13 protein-coding genes are annotated in these 19,503 nt (G+C 29.1%); 1 reads left to right on the forward strand and 12 read right to left on the reverse strand.

Going from position 1 to position 19,503, the window contains the following annotated elements:
• Positions 1 to 64: 64 nt before the first annotated feature.
• A complete protein-coding gene (locus AWN65_RS11290; RefSeq protein WP_060383252.1) occupies positions 65 to 1,975 on the reverse strand; it encodes an ABC-F family ATP-binding cassette domain-containing protein in 1,911 nt (636 codons plus the stop codon).
• Between the two features lie 66 nt (positions 1,976 to 2,041).
• Here AWN65_RS11290 and AWN65_RS11295 point away from each other — a divergent pair, with 66 nt between their 5' ends.
• Positions 2,042 to 2,434 carry a DUF983 domain-containing protein gene (locus AWN65_RS11295; protein ID WP_060383890.1) on the forward strand — a complete coding sequence of 131 codons (393 nt, stop codon included), beginning with the start codon at positions 2,042 to 2,044 and terminating at the stop codon, positions 2,432 to 2,434.
• An 88-nt stretch (positions 2,435 to 2,522) separates the two neighbouring features.
• Here AWN65_RS11295 and AWN65_RS11300 read toward each other — a convergent pair whose 3' ends face one another.
• From AWN65_RS11300 to AWN65_RS11350, 11 genes are all read right to left on the reverse strand, one after another.
• The gene (locus AWN65_RS11300; RefSeq protein WP_060383253.1) at positions 2,523 to 6,335 is read right to left on the reverse strand and encodes a DUF2194 domain-containing protein; all 3,813 of its coding nucleotides are present in this window, start codon (positions 6,333 to 6,335) and stop codon (positions 2,523 to 2,525) included.
• Positions 6,283 to 8,226 carry a hypothetical protein gene (locus AWN65_RS11305; protein ID WP_060383254.1) on the reverse strand — a complete coding sequence of 648 codons (1,944 nt, stop codon included), beginning with the start codon at positions 8,224 to 8,226 and terminating at the stop codon, positions 6,283 to 6,285. The genes AWN65_RS11300 and AWN65_RS11305 overlap by 53 nt, the downstream gene beginning before the upstream one ends.
• Position 8,227: 1 nt before the next feature.
• Positions 8,228 to 9,010, reverse strand: coding sequence for an endo alpha-1,4 polygalactosaminidase (locus AWN65_RS11310; protein ID WP_060383255.1), 783 nt, complete (start codon positions 9,008 to 9,010; stop codon positions 8,228 to 8,230).
• Entirely contained in the window at positions 8,997 to 10,586 is a 1,590-nt protein-coding gene (locus AWN65_RS11315) for a hypothetical protein (RefSeq protein WP_060383256.1), read from the reverse strand. The genes AWN65_RS11310 and AWN65_RS11315 overlap by 14 nt, the downstream gene beginning before the upstream one ends.
• Entirely contained in the window at positions 10,586 to 12,070 is a 1,485-nt protein-coding gene (gene pelF / locus AWN65_RS11320; protein WP_235588314.1) for a GT4 family glycosyltransferase PelF, read from the reverse strand. The genes AWN65_RS11315 and pelF overlap by 1 nt, the downstream gene beginning before the upstream one ends.
• A gap of 24 nt (positions 12,071 to 12,094) precedes the next feature.
• A complete protein-coding gene (locus tag AWN65_RS11325; protein ID WP_060383258.1) occupies positions 12,095 to 13,150 on the reverse strand; it encodes an NAD(P)/FAD-dependent oxidoreductase in 1,056 nt (351 codons plus the stop codon).
• A 394-nt stretch (positions 13,151 to 13,544) separates the two neighbouring features.
• Entirely contained in the window at positions 13,545 to 14,540 is a 996-nt protein-coding gene (gene porN / locus AWN65_RS11330; RefSeq protein ID WP_060383259.1) for a type IX secretion system ring subunit PorN/GldN, read from the reverse strand.
• 48 nt (positions 14,541 to 14,588) lie between these two features.
• Positions 14,589 to 16,118, reverse strand: coding sequence for a type IX secretion system motor protein PorM/GldM (gene porM / locus AWN65_RS11335; RefSeq protein ID WP_060383260.1), 1,530 nt, complete (start codon positions 16,116 to 16,118; stop codon positions 14,589 to 14,591).
• 49 nt (positions 16,119 to 16,167) lie between these two features.
• Positions 16,168 to 16,803 (reverse strand): type IX secretion system motor protein PorL/GldL, encoded by a 636-nt coding sequence (gene porL, locus AWN65_RS11340; protein WP_060383261.1) that lies wholly within the window; start codon positions 16,801 to 16,803, stop codon positions 16,168 to 16,170.
• Positions 16,804 to 16,865: 62 nt separating this feature from the next.
• Positions 16,866 to 18,251, reverse strand: coding sequence for a T9SS ring complex lipoprotein PorK/GldK (porK, locus tag AWN65_RS11345; protein ID WP_060383262.1), 1,386 nt, complete (start codon positions 18,249 to 18,251; stop codon positions 16,866 to 16,868).
• A gap of 106 nt (positions 18,252 to 18,357) precedes the next feature.
• Positions 18,358 to 19,503 carry a formimidoylglutamase gene (locus tag AWN65_RS11350; protein WP_060383263.1) on the reverse strand — a complete coding sequence of 382 codons (1,146 nt, stop codon included), beginning with the start codon at positions 19,501 to 19,503 and terminating at the stop codon, positions 18,358 to 18,360.

Genomic DNA, 19,503 nt, shown 5'->3' on the forward strand with positions numbered 1-19,503 from the left:
TCTACAAGAGTAAGCAATATTTTTGTTATAAAAACAGCATATTGCTTACTAAAAATTTAAGGCACTATCTTTCTAGTTCTATTTGTATATTTTCCCAATTTTCCATTAGCATATCTAGTTCTTTTTTCTTGTTTTCATAAGCCGTAAAAAAGGAAGTGTCTTGTGATAATTTTTCATAATTTTCGGCTAGTGTAAGATCATCTTTTTGTATTTTTTTTTCTAATTCTTGTATTTGGCTTTCTATTTTTGACAGCTTATTTTGTAGTATTTTTTTTAGTTTTTGTTCTTCATAGCTCAAATTTTTAGTTTGAGTATTAAGACCTGAATCGGGTTTAATCTCATCTTTTTTCTCAACTTCACGAAAATTATCTACGTTGCGTTGTTCTAAAAAGAAATTAATATCGCCTAAATATTCTTTAATTTTTTGATCTTTGAACTCGTACACCGTATTTGCCATTCCTTGTAAAAAATCACGATCGTGGGAGACTAATAATAATGTTCCTTCAAACTTTTGTAAAGCTGCTTTTAGTACATTTTTAGACTTAATATCTAAATGATTTGTAGGTTCATCCATTACTAACACATTCAAAGGCTGTAACAATAGTTTACATAATGCTAATCTATTCCTTTCTCCTCCTGAAAGCACTTTTACTTTTTTTTCTACATCATCACCTCGAAATAAAAAGGCTCCTAGCATATCGCGTACTTTAGAACGGTTTGAGTCTGTAGCAGCATCAATCATAGTGTCTAAAAGTGTTTTTTCGCCATCTAAATAGTCTGCTTGGTTTTGGGCGAAATAACCTAATTGTACATTGTGTCCTAATTTAATTATTCCTTCATAAGGAAATTCATTGACAATTGCTTTTATAAAAGTGGATTTTCCTTGTCCATTTTGTCCAACAAATGCAATCTTACTTCCTCTTTCTATATTTAAGGAAATATCTTTTAGAATTGTTTTTTCGCCGTATGCTTTTGTAACTTTATCTGCTTCTATAACCACACGACCAGGAATTACTGAAATAGGAAATGAAATATTCATAACAGAGTTATCATCTTCATCTACCTCAATCACTTCCATTTTATCTAACTTTTTTATAAGAGATTGAGCCATTGATGCTTTAGTGGCTTTGGCACGGAATTTTTCAATTAATTTTTCTGTTTCTTCAACTTTTTTGAGTTGATTTTTTTGGGTTTGTAGTTGTTTTTCACGAATTTCTTCTCTAAGTTCTAAATACTGTGTATATGGCTTATTATAATCATATATTTTTCCTAGTGAAATTTCTATGGTTCTATTGGTTACATTATCTAAAAACATTTTATCATGTGACACGATAACGACTACACCTGGAAAAGTTTTCAGGAAACTTTCTAACCAGATGATACTTTCTATATCCAAATGGTTTGTAGGTTCGTCTAATAACAAAATATCATTGGTTTGTAACAATAATTTAGCTAATTCAATACGCATACGCCACCCTCCAGAAAAAGTATCCGTTTGACTATTAAAATCCTCTCGTTTAAAACCGAGTCCTAATAAAACTCTTTCTGCTTGTCCTACATAACTATATCCTCCTAAAATTTCATAGCGATGTTGAAAATCACTTAATCTTTCTATTAATTCAGTATAGGATTCTGTTTCGTAATCAGTACGAGTGGCTAGTTCTTGATTAATTCTATCAATTTCAAATTCTGCTCGTTTAATATCTTCAAAAGCCATATAAGCTTCTTCTAATACTGTTCTGCCTTTCACAAAATCAATATCTTGACGCAAAAAACCAATTTGTACGTCTTTTTCCGTTGCAATATCTCCAGAATCAGGTTTAAAATCTCCCGAAAGAATTTTTAACAGGGTGGACTTTCCTGCTCCATTTTTTCCTACTAGTCCAACGCGATCACCTGCGCCTAATCTAAAGGTTACTTCTTCAAATAAAAAAGTTCCTCCAAAAGAAATTGATAAATTGTGAATATTTAGCATAAAATGTTAATTAAATTATATATTCAAAAGCATAAAAAAACTACCTTTGATAAAAAATTTTTGCAAATGTTAAAAAAAGGATTGAAAATCAATAGCATTTTAACAGGAAGTTGTCCTAAATGTCAACAAGAAAGCATGTATAAATCAAGCAACCTGTTTAACCCAAAGTATACAATCAAAATGAATGAACATTGCTCACATTGTGGATTACAGTATTCAATGGAACCTTCATTTTTTTATGGTTCTATGTATGTTAGTTACGCCTTAGGTGTTGCGTTTGGTGTGGCTGCATTTATCATTTGTTATGTATTTTTAAAAACTAGCCTAAAAACAGCTTTTATAGGCATTAGTTTAACTCTTGTTATTTTTATGCCTGTTATCATGAGACTTTCTAGAAATATTTGGATTAGTTTCTTTGTTTCTTATGATAAAAATTGGCAATTAAATTCAAAAAAATAATCATTTATGAACGGTCCTAAAAAATTACAATCTAGCATTTGAGTAAAAAATTAAAAGCTAAATTATTTTTTTAGGACCGTTTCCTTTTTTAAAAGATATACTTATATCCCAATCCAAAGGTATTAAAGTTATATTTAGACTGAAAATTAATATCAGCTGAAACTTTTAAATAACTTTTTTTCATTACTTTATAATGAGAATTTACTCTGAAATTTATAAAGTTATTTTCAAAAGAATCAAAATAGTAAGCTCCCGAAGTATGCAATTTAAATTTAGAATAATCATCTCCTAGATTTGCTTCTACACCGGCACCTCCAAAGTATCTACTTTTTATCAAATAGACTGGTGATACTTTCACTTTCTCATCTATATTTGAAAACTGACATAAAACTTCTAAATAGGGGTTTATTTTAAAATTTTTTTCTCTATTTGAGGCTGTTTTTATTTTCGAACTTAATGTAAAATTTAAATTTGAAAGACTTGGATAGTAATCAGTTATAAAATAAGAATCTACTTCTAAAAATTTTAAATATCTATTATAAGTTCCATTCCATTGAAACTGATATATGTTTTCTTTGTAAGCTTCCAAAAAATTAGCTGGGATGTATTCTAAGTTTGTACTTAGATTGTATTTGCTTGTTATTAGATTAATGCCTCCTTTTGCATTATAATAGAGTTTGCCATTCCAATCTTTTTCTAATCCTAATCCGTAAGTATAGAAAAATTTATTAATCTGATCTGTTTGCTTTCTTTTAAACTCATAAGCCAGTTCTAGGATAGTCGCTAAATTATTAGATGTTTGATCTACACTATACAATTCTTTATGTTTAACATAGAAATCGTGAGAATTTCTTTGTTTGTCAAAATGAGCGTATTTTATATGGTTTTGAAAATTAGTTTTCTTATTTACAAAATAACTCAAGGTTGAATTTGCATCAAGATAATCTCCGTATAAATCTTTTAATTTCATTACAATTTTTTCTTTATTGATAGGTGTAAAAATGGTGGGATATTTACGGATTAATTCTTCTTGTGTTTCTATATCAAAATAAAGAATTTGTTCATTCAAATGTTCTTTTATTTCTTCAAATATTTTTTGATCTTTTATTTGTAACAATACTCCACACGCATCATCGTATTTTCCTAATATTTCATATATCTGAAACATTTTTTGTTTCATAGATTCATCATTTGGATTTTGACTTATGTATTTGCGATAATATTGTTCTAGTTCTACATATTGTCTTAATTCAAACATCCATGAAAGACGAGTATCTGCACTTATTAGGGATGTATACTCTGACCAATTAATAGCATTTTGATAATCTTCATTTTCGTTTACATAACTCCAACTAATATCTGAAACTAGATTTTCATTAAAATAAGAGGTTGCTGGGTCTAATGTTTCTAAATATTTAAAAGCTTCGTCCTTTGCATATACGAGGGCATGATAAAGATAGGCTTCTTGATTTTCACAATTAGGTTCTAATTGAAATATTTTGAATAGTACTTTTTTTATTTCATCATAATCTTCTGATGCTGTAATAATTGATAGATATTCTTTTAGTACTGATAGTTTTTCGTTATTCCACTGGTATTGATTGCATATCCATTTTGTATGTAATTCTTCCGAAGAATAACCTAATATATTAGATAATTCAAATGAATAATTGATATTATGTTTTGAAGGATATTTATCGCAGTGTTTTTCTAACAACTTCCAAACTTCATCTCCTTTACCGTCCCAAGACATATAAGTGGCATACTTATTCCATACAGCATAATTAATTTTTGGTTGACTTAGCATTAAAGCTAATAATCTTCGTTTTTCTTCTTCTAATTTTTTAAAATAGTCTTCAGCTCCTAATTTCCCAGATAAAAAGAGTTCTCTATTTTTCCCAAATTGGTTGTATTCTTCTAATACTTTTTTAAAAATTTGAGTTTCATCCATTATTTTTTTCTCAAGGGTAAATGACAATTTATTAGCTGATTTAAGAGATACTAATTTGCCTCCCATAAAATCTGTTATGCTATAGTTTTTAGATTGAGTTGCTAATTCTTCTTTGTTTTTTGGGGTTAATTCATCAAAATATACCCCCCAAGTATTTCCTTTTTCTGTAAATAAATCGGTTTCTTCTCTAACTATATATTTTTCACCTATTATTAAATGTTCGTATTTAGATTCTCTCCATTTCATAACTATAGGTGCAGCGTCTTTTACTGTATAAAATTCGCTTTGCGGATTAATTTCTTTGAACTCGGTCAAAAAATCATCAAAGCAGCTGTACAGTGTTTTTTTTCCTCTTTTCCAGTTTAGACCAAGATCATTTCTTAATTCATAATGGTATTTTTTCTTTTTCTTTTCTTTTTTATTACCAATTTGAAAAACATCATCTGGGTGAACAAAATGCGTCCAAACTCCTGTGTACAAATAAGTTGAATATATATTATAATATTTTTCATCGTTAAAATAAAATCCACTGGACACTCTGGGATAATCAAATAAATCCTTATGATATGGATCAAAATCAAATTCTCTATCTCCTCCTTCCTTTTTGTCTCCTAGGTACAAACTTGAAAAATATTTCAAAGATGACATTCCTCTTTTGAGTTCACTTATTCCATAAGGGTCTATATAATTAGAAGGGGGTACATAGGTAACTGGAAAATCTCCAAAGTCATTTACTAACCATTTTTTTTTAGTTGCTTTTAATGAGAAGAATATATCTTCAGGATCTTTCCATTCTTCTTTTAACAATGATACGTGGTTATAGCCATGAAATCCTAGTTCATGATTTTCTTTAAGTAAATCATGGGTTAAAAAATTAGAAGTTCCTCTTTTAGTATTGTCTTTTCCTTCCATTTTAGCAAAATCCCATTGTTTAAAAGAAAAAGGAGCATGTCTAATATCATCATAATCAAAAGCAAGTAGTGCCGTATATTTAATGTTATACTTTTGAGCTATTTTTTTCATATCGGGCCACCATTTTTTGTATACAAATTCATTCATTGTCAAATTGTATTCTGACCTGATAGGTTCTTGTTTTGAATCGTATAGCGGAGACGGAAAATCGTCTAAAAATACAGTACTTGTATTAGCTAAAGGATATGGTATACCTGAGAGTCCTCTTAAAAGAAATGTAAAAAGTAACCCTCTATCTCTTTTTTCAAACATTTTAGAGGAATTACAGCAAATTACTTTTCCCATACCTATATTATTTTCTATTAATATGGGCATAGTCATTTGATTATCTGACCATATTCCTATATTCAAATCTTTTCTAAAGTTTACTTTAGCAAAAGCAAAATGTTTGGTATCAGTATACAAATTAACTTGTCTCTTACCTCCTAAAGAAATGGTATTCAGACAGATTCCTTTAGATGTAATATCATAACTTAGATCTGAATCATAACGCATTCCCCAGAAAAACAGAAAACGTTGATCTTCTCCTATGTTTGGAAAAATTAAAGTTCCTCCTGTACTAACAAATTTTAGTAAAACAGGTATGGTTTGGTTATTTAATCTTTTTGTATCATTGATAATTAATATTCTGGCTGAACTTTCTATTTTTAATTGTTCATTAAATCTATCTACAATTTTAAAATTAAAAGGTATCTTAGTATAATCACATATCTTTCGAAAATGTTCATAATAGGTCACAGATAAATCGTCTTTAGAATCTAATATATATTCTACGACGGGTTTTTTACTCAGGCTTGATGATTCGTATGGAGATAAAAGATCATGCTGCTGTTTGTTTCTTAAATAATCATTTTTTAATCTGTAAAGCGAGTCAAGACTGTTACAACTAAAGAATATTGAAAAAGACAAACAAAACATTAGAATTTTAAAAAACCATATTGGAAATTTGACTTGAAAACGGTTTATTAATAATTTCATACACTTCTAATTGATTACTATCAAATATTTTTTTTATTTTTCTATTCCTCAATTTCAAACGTTCAATTCTATCTAATATTTCAACATTTAATTCTTTATATTCGTCAGCATTGTATTTGAAGACGAAAATACTTGAGGGTAAAATAAATTCTGGATGTTTAAATAAAAATTTATTTCTTTTTATATTTTTAGCGTAAATATAATCTACTTTCATATAATGGTCGGCAAGAAAATCTTTATAAGGAACAAAATAACGCCTTCCACTACTTAGATTAAAATATTCATCTTTATTGACTACTGCATACGTTCTATCTAGATAATTTCTAAGAATCATTTCATTGACTGCCAAAATATCTTGATGTAGTTTTTTAGTTTCATTCATTGGTAGAAACAATACTGCTTTTTGTAAATAAGCAAAAATAAAAATAGAAAAAACGACAACAGATGCTCCTTCGTATATATGGTATCTATTTTCTGAAAAAATTTTGAGAAAATCTAAAACAATTGCAATATTTATCCCCATTAAAATAGGGATAAAAATAGACAAGACTTTAAATAATAAATCTTTATCTATCCATTCGTTATCTATTTGAGTCAACAAATAGATAGCTGTTACAAACAAAAAAACTAGAATTTTTTTTCTCCAACCTTTTTTAAAAAAGATAGCTGATAATAAATTGAGTATAAAACCTACTATAAATATAATTTGATAATAAAATATTAATCTGTCTATTTCTATTCTTATAAAAGGATTTGAAAAGGATAGTTCTACATCAATTAGAGTTCTTCTAACAATATTTGATAACTTTTCTTGGTGCATAATCAAGAATGTTTTATAAATAAAAACAACTATAATTGATGAAAGGATATACATCTGAAGTACTACCGATGATTTGTTTTTTTTAAAATACACGATTACTAAAAAAAGCACTAAAAAAGGTAATAAGAAAAGAAACGCATATAAGTCTAACAAACCTATAGCGATGAAAGCTATTAAGAACTTAAAATATTGTTCGCTTCTTGTGTAAGGTAACATCTTTAGTTTTGTCATATAAATCACTAATGGTAGAATTAGTGTGAATGACAATAAAAGAGAGCAACTTTGATAAAAATTTGTAATATCTGAAGGAAGGAATGTAAATCCTAAAATATAGTAAACTGTTACAAATATTGGAATAATGATCATAGATTTTGTTATCTTTTGAATAAACCAAAAGACTACAATGGTCATTGATAACAACTGAAAAATAGAGTATACATAAATACTTATTTCTAGAGAAGAATTTGTTATATGAGAAAGAAAGCTTACAAAAGCATAAACTCCTTCTGGGTTTATTTCTTCGGTAAACCATTTATTCATGTCTTTTGCCTTTACTTTTTCGAGTGTATCAAACCAATTACTTGAAAAAAGATAATGATCAAACTTTATAAAGTAAAAGGAAATAAGACAAATTGAAAACAATAAGAATAAAAGAGACGATATAATATAAACGTTTCTTCTTTCTAATTTTAAATGGGCGTTAGATAGAACAAACTTCCAATTAAACTCGTTATTTTCTACTTTTTTTAATACTAAGAGTAAACGTCTTTTAAATTTATTAACAATTATACTTGGTAATTTTAAAGGATTTACAACCCGTAAATAATCACATAATCCAACAGCTACAAGTAAACCTGTAACAACCAAACCATCGTATATTCTTAAATTAATTGTTATAAATAGGATTACTATGAGTAAACTAAAGTACTCAAAATATTTTCTAATAATACAATCTAGTAAGTAATTAAAATCACGACGCAACAATAAGTACTTGCGTGTTGCAAATAAAATTATTAAAACAATGATTAAAATTTTTAGTATTCCTACCCCTATAGCTGTGTAAACATTCATACTAATCTTTTATTTTTTGCAAGGATATTTCTGATATACTGTAAGTTATATTTTGGGTTTTAATTCTTTTTCTTATTTTTTTTATTTGATTTTCATCAACTGCATATTCAAGTAACAAAGGCTTTATTTTGTATTTATCCATAGCTTTTTTTATACTACCTAAACGTTCTGAAAAACTTTCATTATTTCGTATTAAATATTTTTTTTCTCTAAAATCATAATCTGTATAGACTGACTCTACTAAGACATAATCTACTTCTCGATATAAGTTTTTTACTAAATCCAATCCTGCATTTTGGACTAATACTTTATTGGGATATTCTCTTTTAATATCTTTTACGAAGGCTATTAAATTATCTTGTAAATTACGTTGTACTCCATATTCTGTATAATTATCTATATTATCTAAAAAAAGACCATCATATCCCATATAAAAAATGTTTTGTATACGGCTTTTAAGAATTTTTTGAATTTTTGATGATCCAATATCTAAATAGTAACTATTCCAATCTGTATTTTTTTCACTTACAGCACTTTTAAGTAATTTATAGTCCCTTGCTCCTTCATTTATTTCTCCAAGGCTTATATAAGCAATTACTTTTTTATTATTTTTCTTTAAATAAGATACTTCATTGTATGTAAAATGAGCGGATTCAACAATGAGTAAATCATAACCAGAAACTTTTGTTACATCAAATTTCCCATAACAAACTAAAAATTTAGTCTTTGAATGAGAGTTCAAAGAAAAACAAAGAAACAACATAATGAGTTTAAAATGACGCATAATAATAATAATCCATTTTTTTAAAAAACTTGTACAAATGGTATGATGTAAATAACATAAAAAATATGTTTCCTACCAAAAATCCTACAACACTAAGATCATAAGAGAAAAATCTGCTAAAAAATAATCCAAAAATTAAATTAATTACAAAAGAATACAAAATACTTTTAAGTGGTATTTGTGGTTGTCCTAATGTAAAAAAATGTAAAACATTTAGCACAGAACATGAAAAGAAAAAATATCCTAAAGAACCTATAATACAAACTTGTTTATTAATGTTATTTAATTTAATTTCAAAAAAAGCATCATATCCGTGAGGGGAATAGAGTATAAATAATTCTATCACAAAAGCCACAAAACTTGTAATTAATAATAGCAAAAAATTCCCCAAATAGTTATCTATAAATCCTTTCCCGTAGTTTTCTATTCTATTAAGAGTTATCTCAGTCTGTAATCTATCCAGTAATTTTGCAAACCTAACAATCCCAAATTCAAAAACACCAGCTACTAAAAGGTAGGTAAGTAACGCTATATCCATGCCTATTTCATAATCTTTTTCGAAGAATATAAAGTATAAAAAACGTTCTTTTTCATGTACTGACCAAGCTATAATTCGATCTAAAAAAACGTATAGAAAAAACAACATTCCATAAAAAAAATATATGTAATTATTATAAATAATAAACTCTCTTTTTATATCTTTTGTTGTGTAACTTGGATCAAAGGCATTATGTTTCTTAAAAAACCTAACTAAGTATAACCATAAAATTAAAACTACAAAACCTAATCCTATCCAATGGGTAAAATAAATATAGAAAGGTGTAAAAACTTTTAACGCTAGAGAAAAAGCAGAACCTAGTATTATAACAACTGGAATTATAATTCTTTCTTTAAATACATATAAAGGTGCTATCATTAATAACATAGAACCGATAAAGATGGAATATATACCACTCAATATGGCCATCTGAAATGCAAAAAATTCTAATAAATAGGACAATAAAACAAATATAGCATTCACAAAAAATAGAAGTTTGAACCCCATTTTAATTAAATGGACAGTGGTTTGAAAAACCATTTTATTGTTTTTATGATTCCAGTAAAAAGAAATTTGTTTACTAATAACTGTTACAACTCCTCCTGTAAGCACCAAACTAGTTATAACTCCAATAACCACTGAAGTAGATTGTAAAATATTAAAATCTGAATATACCCACAAAGAATATCCAAAAACTATAACACAAAAGACTTGAAAAAAAATGGGAAATACATAAAATATTCCTATCAAATAGTCTTTAAAAAAATCTTTAATATCTTCTTTAGTCAATTTAATTGACAATATATCATTTTTTTCAACTTGTACTTTATCACTATATCTTTCTAAAATTTTGCTATACACTACTTTTGAAAGATTAGCTATTGAAGGAAATCCATAATCATTTTGAACATCTATTTCTCGAATTCCAAAAGATTCTATTATTGCTTGTGTAACATTTACACTCATAGGTTTCCCTACTCGTTTTTGAACTAAAAAAACCAGTTGTTCTACTTTATCACTTTTAACTCCTTCTTCCATTATTTCCTCATTTCTAATAGTTCTTCATATATTTCTTCGTATTGATCAATAAATTTGTCAATTGTAAAAAACTCTTCTACTCTTTTTCTACAAGCTATCTTCATTTTTCCTCTTAAAGTATGGTCTTGTAATAATTTAATAACGGCTCTCCCTATATCTTCAGGATCTTTAGGTTTGCATAATATACCACATTCTTCATTTAAGGCTTCTGCGACCCCACCTACGTCAGTGGATACAACAGGTATACCGCAACTCATTGATTCAATGATTGTATAAGGAAACCCTTCTGAAATAGAAGTTAAAATAGAAATATCTCCTTCACAAAATACAACCTCAGGTTTAGGATTAGGTCCTAAAAAGAAAAAATTCTCTTGAAGTCCTAATTCTTCTATTAGTTTTAAACATTTTGAAGTATATTCAGGTACTGCATCATTTTCGCCATGTATACGGTATTGCACATTGGGTAATACATCAGCTACAACTCTACAGGATCTAATCATTGTTAAAATATCTTTTAACTCGAAAATTCTAGCCATAGCAACCACAGTTGGAATCCCTTCAAATTCTTTTGGTTTTTCAAGAGGTTTAAAACGCAAATGATCGATTCCATTATAAACTACTCTTAATTTACTTTCTTCTGCACCATACATCAATTCCCATTTGAAATTAAATTTATTAACAGACATAATAATATCCGACTGATGATAAGAAGCTCTAGCGGAACATTCAGACAAACGGATTAGAAAATCTTTTAAAAAGTAAGAACTATCAGATTGGCTAATAGCTAAAATTCTTTCTCTTATGTAAACACCATGTTCTGTTAGTAAAATAGGAGTTCCATAGAGATATTTTTGTATGATAGCAGGTAAAACTATAAAGCTAGATATCGTTAAATGAATAATATCTGTTTTTGGAAAATCAATAGAAATAGGTAATAAAAAATGATATATCCAACGCATTGCATAGGTTAAATCTAAAAGAGAAATTTCTTTTATACCATAATATTCTGTATAAGTGATAATCTCTTTTTTAAATACATTCCATATACTTTCATCTTTAAATACAAGTTTGTAATCATTTTCTTGAAAAAAATACCACATTCCGATAAAAACTTCTATTAATTCATCTGCATCAATATGTTCTGAATAAATACATTTTAAAAGTCTTTTAAAAAGGGGAATAAACTTTGTTTCAAGGTCTTCTATAAAAAGAAACTCTTTTTTTATAATAAAATCATAATATGTATCATCAAACCTAATAACTTCTTTAGGTTCTAATGCGTACCAAATAGGCACTTGAACAACGCCTAAAACTGATTCATTAAGCACATATTTAGGTTTAGTTTCGTAGAAGGCATTTACAGAATAAATCTTAAAATTAAATTTATTGATTTTATTACATAATATATGCGCCCAAGTTGACACACCTCCACCATGAAAGGGATAAGTTCCCTCTAAAGCCATAAGGATACTTGATTTGGACATAAAAAAGTTTAGTTTGTTTTCAGGCTATGAAAGTAATTTTTTTTTATGAAATCTTTCTGTAGAAATATTTCTATCTAACTCTATTCCTTTTTCAAGAAAATTAAATAAATTATGTGCTAACCAAGGCCCTAACATAACACCTCTAGTACCTAATCCGTTTAATATATGTAATTTTTTATAAATACAATGGGTTCCTAACAAAGGTCTTCTATCCTTCACTGTAGGTCGAACACCCGCAAAATGTTCAACTATTTCAAAATCACAATCAATTAATTCTTTCAAATTTTCAACTAGTTCTTGTTTTGCGTCTTCTGTAGGAGTATCTGTTTTATCTTTCCAATTATAAGTAGCTCCTACCTTAAACAATTCATTCCCTATAGGTAAAATAAAAATGCTTGATTTTAAAACTACATCTAACTTTAGATTTGGAGCTTTAATTATTAGTAATTCTCCTTTAGTCCCATCTAAAGGGAGATTATTAAAATAAGGATTATTAATTAAACCATATCCCTCAGCAAAAATTATATTTTTATAAGAAATTCCTTTATAAATAACATATTCTTCTAAAATTTCAAGAGTATCATACTCAAATCGCTCATTAATAAAAGCATTTTCTTTTTTCAAATAATTTATGTAAGTGTCTATTAAAAGAGAAATTTCTACATAACCTGTATACAGCACTTCTCCAAAACCAAAGTCAGAAGTAATTTCTTCATATTCTTTATGAATAATTTTTGGAGAAAGAAAATAAGATAAATTAGGTTTATCACAAGCTTGAAACCAGTTATTTTGCTCCTCTATTGAAGCAAATTTTCTAAAAATTGGGATTGGAAAAACAAAATTTGTCTTTAGTTTAATTTCAAGAGTTTTTAAAAAAGGTAAACTAAAATCTATTTGTTCTTTTGCTTTCCAAACTTCGCTAAATCTTTTTAGTATAACAGGATTATAAAGTCCTCCTGCAATTCTAGAAGAATTGGTAGAAAAATCATCTAAAACTCGCACTGACTTTCCATTATTTCTTACTATTTCAGCAAAACTAATACCCGCTATACCAGAACCAACAATTAAATAATCAATCATGGCACAAAGATAAAAAAACTCTTTTTCTAAAAATAAGTTTTATTCATTTATATATATTATAACAGTATAGATTATTATTTTTTAATAAAAAAATAAATTTAACATATTTTTAAACAAAAAAACTAAAGAAAGCGCTCTTATGCAGGAATGAAAATAATTATCTAAACTCAGATTTTATGATGAAGATGAGAAAGACAGAGAAGTAAAACACAAGGATTCTTTTTAGTAGTTATAGTTTTACTTTATCGAATACAAAAAATGAAGTATTCTTTAAATTTAAAATCATTTTTATCTGTATTGAATTTTCAATTCGTAATTTAGTTTAAAATATAAAAAAACTCCTACCTTCTTATTTAAGGCAGGAGTTTTTTTATGTAATTGGAGAAATTTATAATTAATAAGTCCACATATCTTGTTCGAAGTCACGGATTTTATCTCTTACTCTTTGAGCTTCTATTAATTGCATTAAAGAATTATCTTTCATATACTTAGATATATCACGATCATTATAAATATTTTCTTCTTTATAAATAACTGAATTAAATCTTCTTGAATTTAATAAGTGATCAAATGATATTGGCATAGAGGTATTCTTTTCATTAAAAGCTTTCGCATCATGTAGGATTTCCCTTGCATCTGGATAGAATACCCAGAATAAATCAATATAATCTTTTTCTTCTTCTGATTTACCAATGGTGTAAACGTCTGGAATAACAGGACAAATTCCTAAAATACGATAACGCAAATCGGATTGTCTTTTATCAAAATACCACAATCCAACTATTCTATAATCAGAAACATCAATAGAAGCTAGATCTGTTTTATTGATATATTCAGGAGAAATGAACTTTGAAGCTGGGATTACTTTTGTTTCAACACCAACTTTTTTACGTTTTTTTCCTGTTCCTTCATATACAGGTACTTCTACAGTTCTACTTCTATAGGCATTGATATCTGAATTCATTTCTTCTCTACCTGCATCAGTAGTATCAATCTTAGTGAGCGATGCACTAATGTCTTTTAATGTTTTCTTTTCTCTAAAATAACTATCACCGTACACTTCAGTAATCTTACCTGATTTTATACCCTTTACTAATACATCGTAAAGAGATCGACGATCAGAACCTATACTGATTGTATCAATTGGATAGTATAAAGAAAAATTAATACGCTCATCTAAGTCAATTATCTCCCATACTTTCTTAGACATCAAGATATCTCTATCATCTACATAACCATAGTCTAAGGCCTTGTCATTATCCTTAGTTTGTTGAGCTGCAGATTTCAAACCTATTTGTTGAGGTTTTTTTGCATTCAACAAATTTGACTGAGCGAAAGTTGATATACTTCCACTAACAAAAAATGCTAATACTAAATTTCTCCAATTCATACTTTTCTATTTGAGGCGTTTAAAAATTAAACGAAATTTATGCAATTATTATTGTACTTCGTAGGTACAAGATGATACTCGTTTAGCAACTTGATCTATACCTGAGAAAGATGCTTTAATCTCAGAAATTACTACCACGTCACCTCTTTGTGCTTTTTGAATAGCTCCTTTTGCTCTAGCATCCATTTTATTACCAGTAACTACTATGGTTGGTTGGCCTGGAACTTTTACATTAAACTGTGTAACACGTACATCTACTGGAAAGTCAAAATCTTCCATTTCTGCAGTTACTGTACACACTTCTAAGTTAGACTTAGATCCTTTTGCAGAAACTTCTCCACGAACTTTTCCTGTAGGGGCAGGTAACCCTTTTATACGGAATTCTTTTTTATCAGAAACAACTTTGCCATCAGGTAATTTTGCACTTACATTAATCATTAATGATGCACCTGGACCTGGTTTTAATATATATTTACCATTTCCTGTTTTAGTCATACCTGGAGCTGATGCGTTTACACTATTATCAGCTACACCTGCAAAAGAGATTGAAATTGGATTAGGTACACCACGGTACACTACATTCATTTTGTCTGCAGATATTGTAGCGGAATTTGGGCGAGGTACTACTACATAAGAGCCTGCAAATTTTAATGGAATTGTTTTACCGTCTTCTAAGAATGTAAATTGTCCATTAATGTTTTGTTCTCCTACTCCACCTGCAGTGGTTGAAATAACAGCTTGTCCATTTTCTAAACGTCCAGGACCTTGGAATGATGTTGGTTTTGTATTTTCGTCATAACGACCTAATACTACTTTCCCTTTTACTTGTTCTCCTTGAAAATAAGCATTTTTTTCTAATACTACGATTGCTTGATAGTTGCTATAAGATGCTGCTTGTACGGCTGCTTTACCTAGTGCTGCACTAATTACATCAGATTCAGCCTTTTTAGCATCGTTTTGCCAAGCTGACAACTTAGCTAAGGATGCAATTGAAGGGAATCCTTTGAAATGATAGTTTAAAAATTTATCTTTTGATCCATCTGTTTTTACAACATCTTTAGTATCAAATTTGTTTAAAACTTCATTTAAGATATGCGCGTATTTCTTTTCAGATCCTAATGCGCTTTTTAATTCTGATTTATATGTTTCTATGGCATCTAATACGGCTTTTCCTTTAGCTGTATAATTTTCTCCTTGAAACCATGTTTCATCTAATTTATCACCTTTATCCATAGATTCATAAGGCAGCTTCCCATTTTCTAACTCAATATCTTTTGTTAGATCTGCTTTTATTCCATCTACGAAAGAATAAAACTTATTTGAGGCAGCTTCTACTTTATGAGCTGTTGCTGCTGCCATAGCAAATTCTCCTTTAGCTTCAGCTGCTTTCTGATCAAGAGAAGCTAACATTTGCTCATTAGTAGACTTTGCTGATTGATTAGATCCTTCAAATCTTTCATTCATTAAACCAAATGCTGAAAGGACCTCTTTTGACATATTCATTGCCAACATAGCGACGAAAACCAAATACATAAGGTTCACCATCTTCTGTCTAGGACTTAAATTACCTCCTGCCATTCTTTTAGAATTTTTTTAGTTATTAAATTTATTTAAAAAGACAAGAAGATTATCCTCTATTACTCATAGCTGACAACATACCTCCATAAACACTGTTTAATGTTGCAATATTAGTCGTCATAGATTGCATTTGTTCTTTTAATTTAGCTGCATTTTCTGCAATTTCTTGATTTGCTTCTGCATTACGTGAAGCACTTTCTAACTGTGACTTGTATAAATTATTTAAAGATGCCATATTATTAGCTGCAGCTAACATTTCATCTGCATATTTCTTTTGTCCTGCAATAGCATCTACAGTCGGTGCCATATTTTTAGCTGCTCCTTCAAAATTTTTAATACTATTCCCTAAGCTAGCCATTAATTCACCATCAATTTTTGCTTCTTTTAACATAGCATCTAATTTCTGAGATAGTATTCCTTGCGCTTCAACTGGTTCTTCTTTTCTAGCTTTTTTAGCAGTTGGTTGTCCTCCTGCTAATTCAGGATAAACTAGAGTCCAATCTAACTCCTGAGCTGGAGTTTCGAAAGCAGATAAACCGAAAATTAAAGCTTCTGTACCTAAACCAGCGATAAGCATAGCACTTGCTCCTGGCCAGTGCATTAATTTAAATAAAGCTCCAACGATTACTACTGCCGCACCAAACCCGTATGCGAAGTTCATTACTCTAGGTGATAAAATTGCCATAATAATAAATTTTTAGTTAAGTTAATAATTATGATTTGTTTAAAATATATATTTAAAAAATCTTATTTTGATACATTACCCGTTGTTTCTGTCCCCATATAATCTTGAATAGTACGGAACCCAATATAACTTCTAGCAGAATCTGCATATTCAAAATCACGAGTACTAACTTGCAAGAAATATGCTACGTCTTTCCAAGAACCACCACGTGTTACTTTACGCATATTTTTTTGGTCTGAAACATTTGGATTCATTGTTGACAAGAATTCATAAGCTGTTGGATCATAAGAAGAATCTGTCCACTCTGCTACATTACCTGCCATATTATACAGACCATAATCATTTGGTTCATAAGCGTCTACTTCTACTGTGTATAGTGCTTGATCTGCTGCATAATCTCCGCGAGAAGGTTTAAAATTAGCTAAATAGCAACCTCTATCATTTTTTGCATAAGGTCCTCCCCAAGGATATGTTCCTGATTCTAGACCTCCTCTTGCTGCATATTCCCACTCAGCTTCTGTTGGTAAACGATAAGCGTTTACGTTATCTTTATGAGATCTTTTTCTAGCTCCATTATGATACAATGTTCTCCACGCACAGAAAGCTTTTGCTTGTTTCCAAGAAACACCTACTACAGGATAATCTCCGTAAGCTTGATGCCAGAAATAATCATTGTGCATTGGTTCGTTGTAAGAATAAGCAAAATCCTTAATCCAAACTGTTGTATCTGGATAAACAGTAACTTCTTCTTGTTTGATAAATTCCTTACGTTTCCCTACTTTAGCTTTAGCAGCTGCTTGAATATCCATCCAAGTGTATTTAAACTTTAATTTTTCAGAGCGCAAAGTTCTCAATCCGTTGTACGCTTCTGCCGCAGGGATATACATAGAGTCCATTACTTCTGTATAATAAGCATCAGGATACTCACTTGTTTTCCATTTAATTGGAACTTTTTTGTTTAATTTTCTCCCTGAATATGGATCATCTCCTGTACCAATACTGTAATAATTATCATACATATACTTGTCATAAACTGACATTTTAGTTGTATCGGCATCTAAGAAAGCATAATCTGCTATGCTACCACCTTTTGAGGATTTTTTTGCGTCATTTTTTTGACCTAACTCATCAGCCGCTATTGCTAACTTTGTTCTAACAATAGAATCTCTCACCCAATGCACGAACTGACGATACTCACTGTTTGATATTTCAGTCTCATCCATATAAAATGAACGTACTGTCACTGTTTTAGTTGGTGCATCTTGAACATTAGCTAAATCATCATCTGATTTACCCATGATAAAAGAACCTCCAGGAACCAATGTCATTCCATAGGGCTTTTCAGGATGCCAAGCTTTTCCCTTAACACCAACAAGCTGGCCATTGTCTTTTGAACCGCAGCTGTATAAAAACATAACAAGTACTGCTGATAAAATGAACTTCTTCATATAAATTTGGGTTATGTATGTATTCACTTTTACTTTAAGAATGTAAACCTATTTATTTATTTCCTAATTACCAAAAAAACGTTAAAAAAACTTACAAAAAAAAATTCTACAACAAATTTTTACGTTGTGCTTTCCACCATCTTTCGGGCACTATACCTTCACAGGCATCTAAATAATCATCATAGGTACAAGGTAGTAACGTATTTTTTTTTAGTTTATTATAAGAATTTGACAAAAAAGGTATTTCTATCCACCAACGTCCTGTTTTATCGCTCTTATAGAAAATAAGTTCTTCTTCTAAAGGAACTATATATTTTATAAAATTGCTTTTGGTTCCAAAAGGATACTCGTTAGAGCGATAATGATATCCTTCTATGAAATACCAAATTACTTGGGCTATTAAAACGGATTCAGAAGCAGTGTATTTATGATTAAAAATCCCAAAAGTAGTTACCTTATCACTAAGCCCTGCATATCTTGAAAAAGCGCAAATTTCCTTTCCTGAAAATCCATTAGGCATAAAATCTACAAAGTTTCCCGAATTAGAGGACATAACAGATTTCATATCTATAGAAACTAAATCTGCATCTCTTAAAACAGGTTCCGTAATAGTAGGATCATGAGCTACTTCTCCTAGTCGATAGGAATCAAAATATAATTTTTCTATCAAATCAATTTCTTCTTGTGAATTAAAATAGGTTTGATAACCAATATTACTGTAATTGAATAGATTATTAGGCTCATCAACAATCATTTTGGTAAGGTAAGAATCTGCTAAAAGACCATTATCTCTAGCAAAATCAAACTGACTATCAATTGTTACAACATTAACCATTTGTTCTAAACGGTCATAACCTCTATAGATAGCATACGTTAAATCTTGAGACCCTCCTATGACTATTGGGATAATATTATTCTTTACCAATTGTTCTACTATTCCTTTTAGCACAAAATAGGTGTCTTCTAATTCTGCTCCTCCTATTATATCTCCTAGATCTACAATATTCACATTCCAATTCCCTGGATACAAAGAATATAGGGATTTTCTTATTAAAGACAAATCAAGGTTTGTATTATTTTTCCCTCCTCCTCTTTCTTCTAACACTCCTACGATAGCAATTGATACATTTCTTAAATCGGGAAATTCCTCATGTGTATTAAATTGGATTTTTCTTCCTAAAGAGGCTTCTGGAAAATTATAAACATCAATTAAAAAATCAACATCTAAGGGTTTTAAAAAATCAAACACCAT

The organism is Flavobacterium covae (assembly GCF_001534645.1).
Classification (GTDB): domain Bacteria; phylum Bacteroidota; class Bacteroidia; order Flavobacteriales; family Flavobacteriaceae; genus Flavobacterium; species Flavobacterium covae.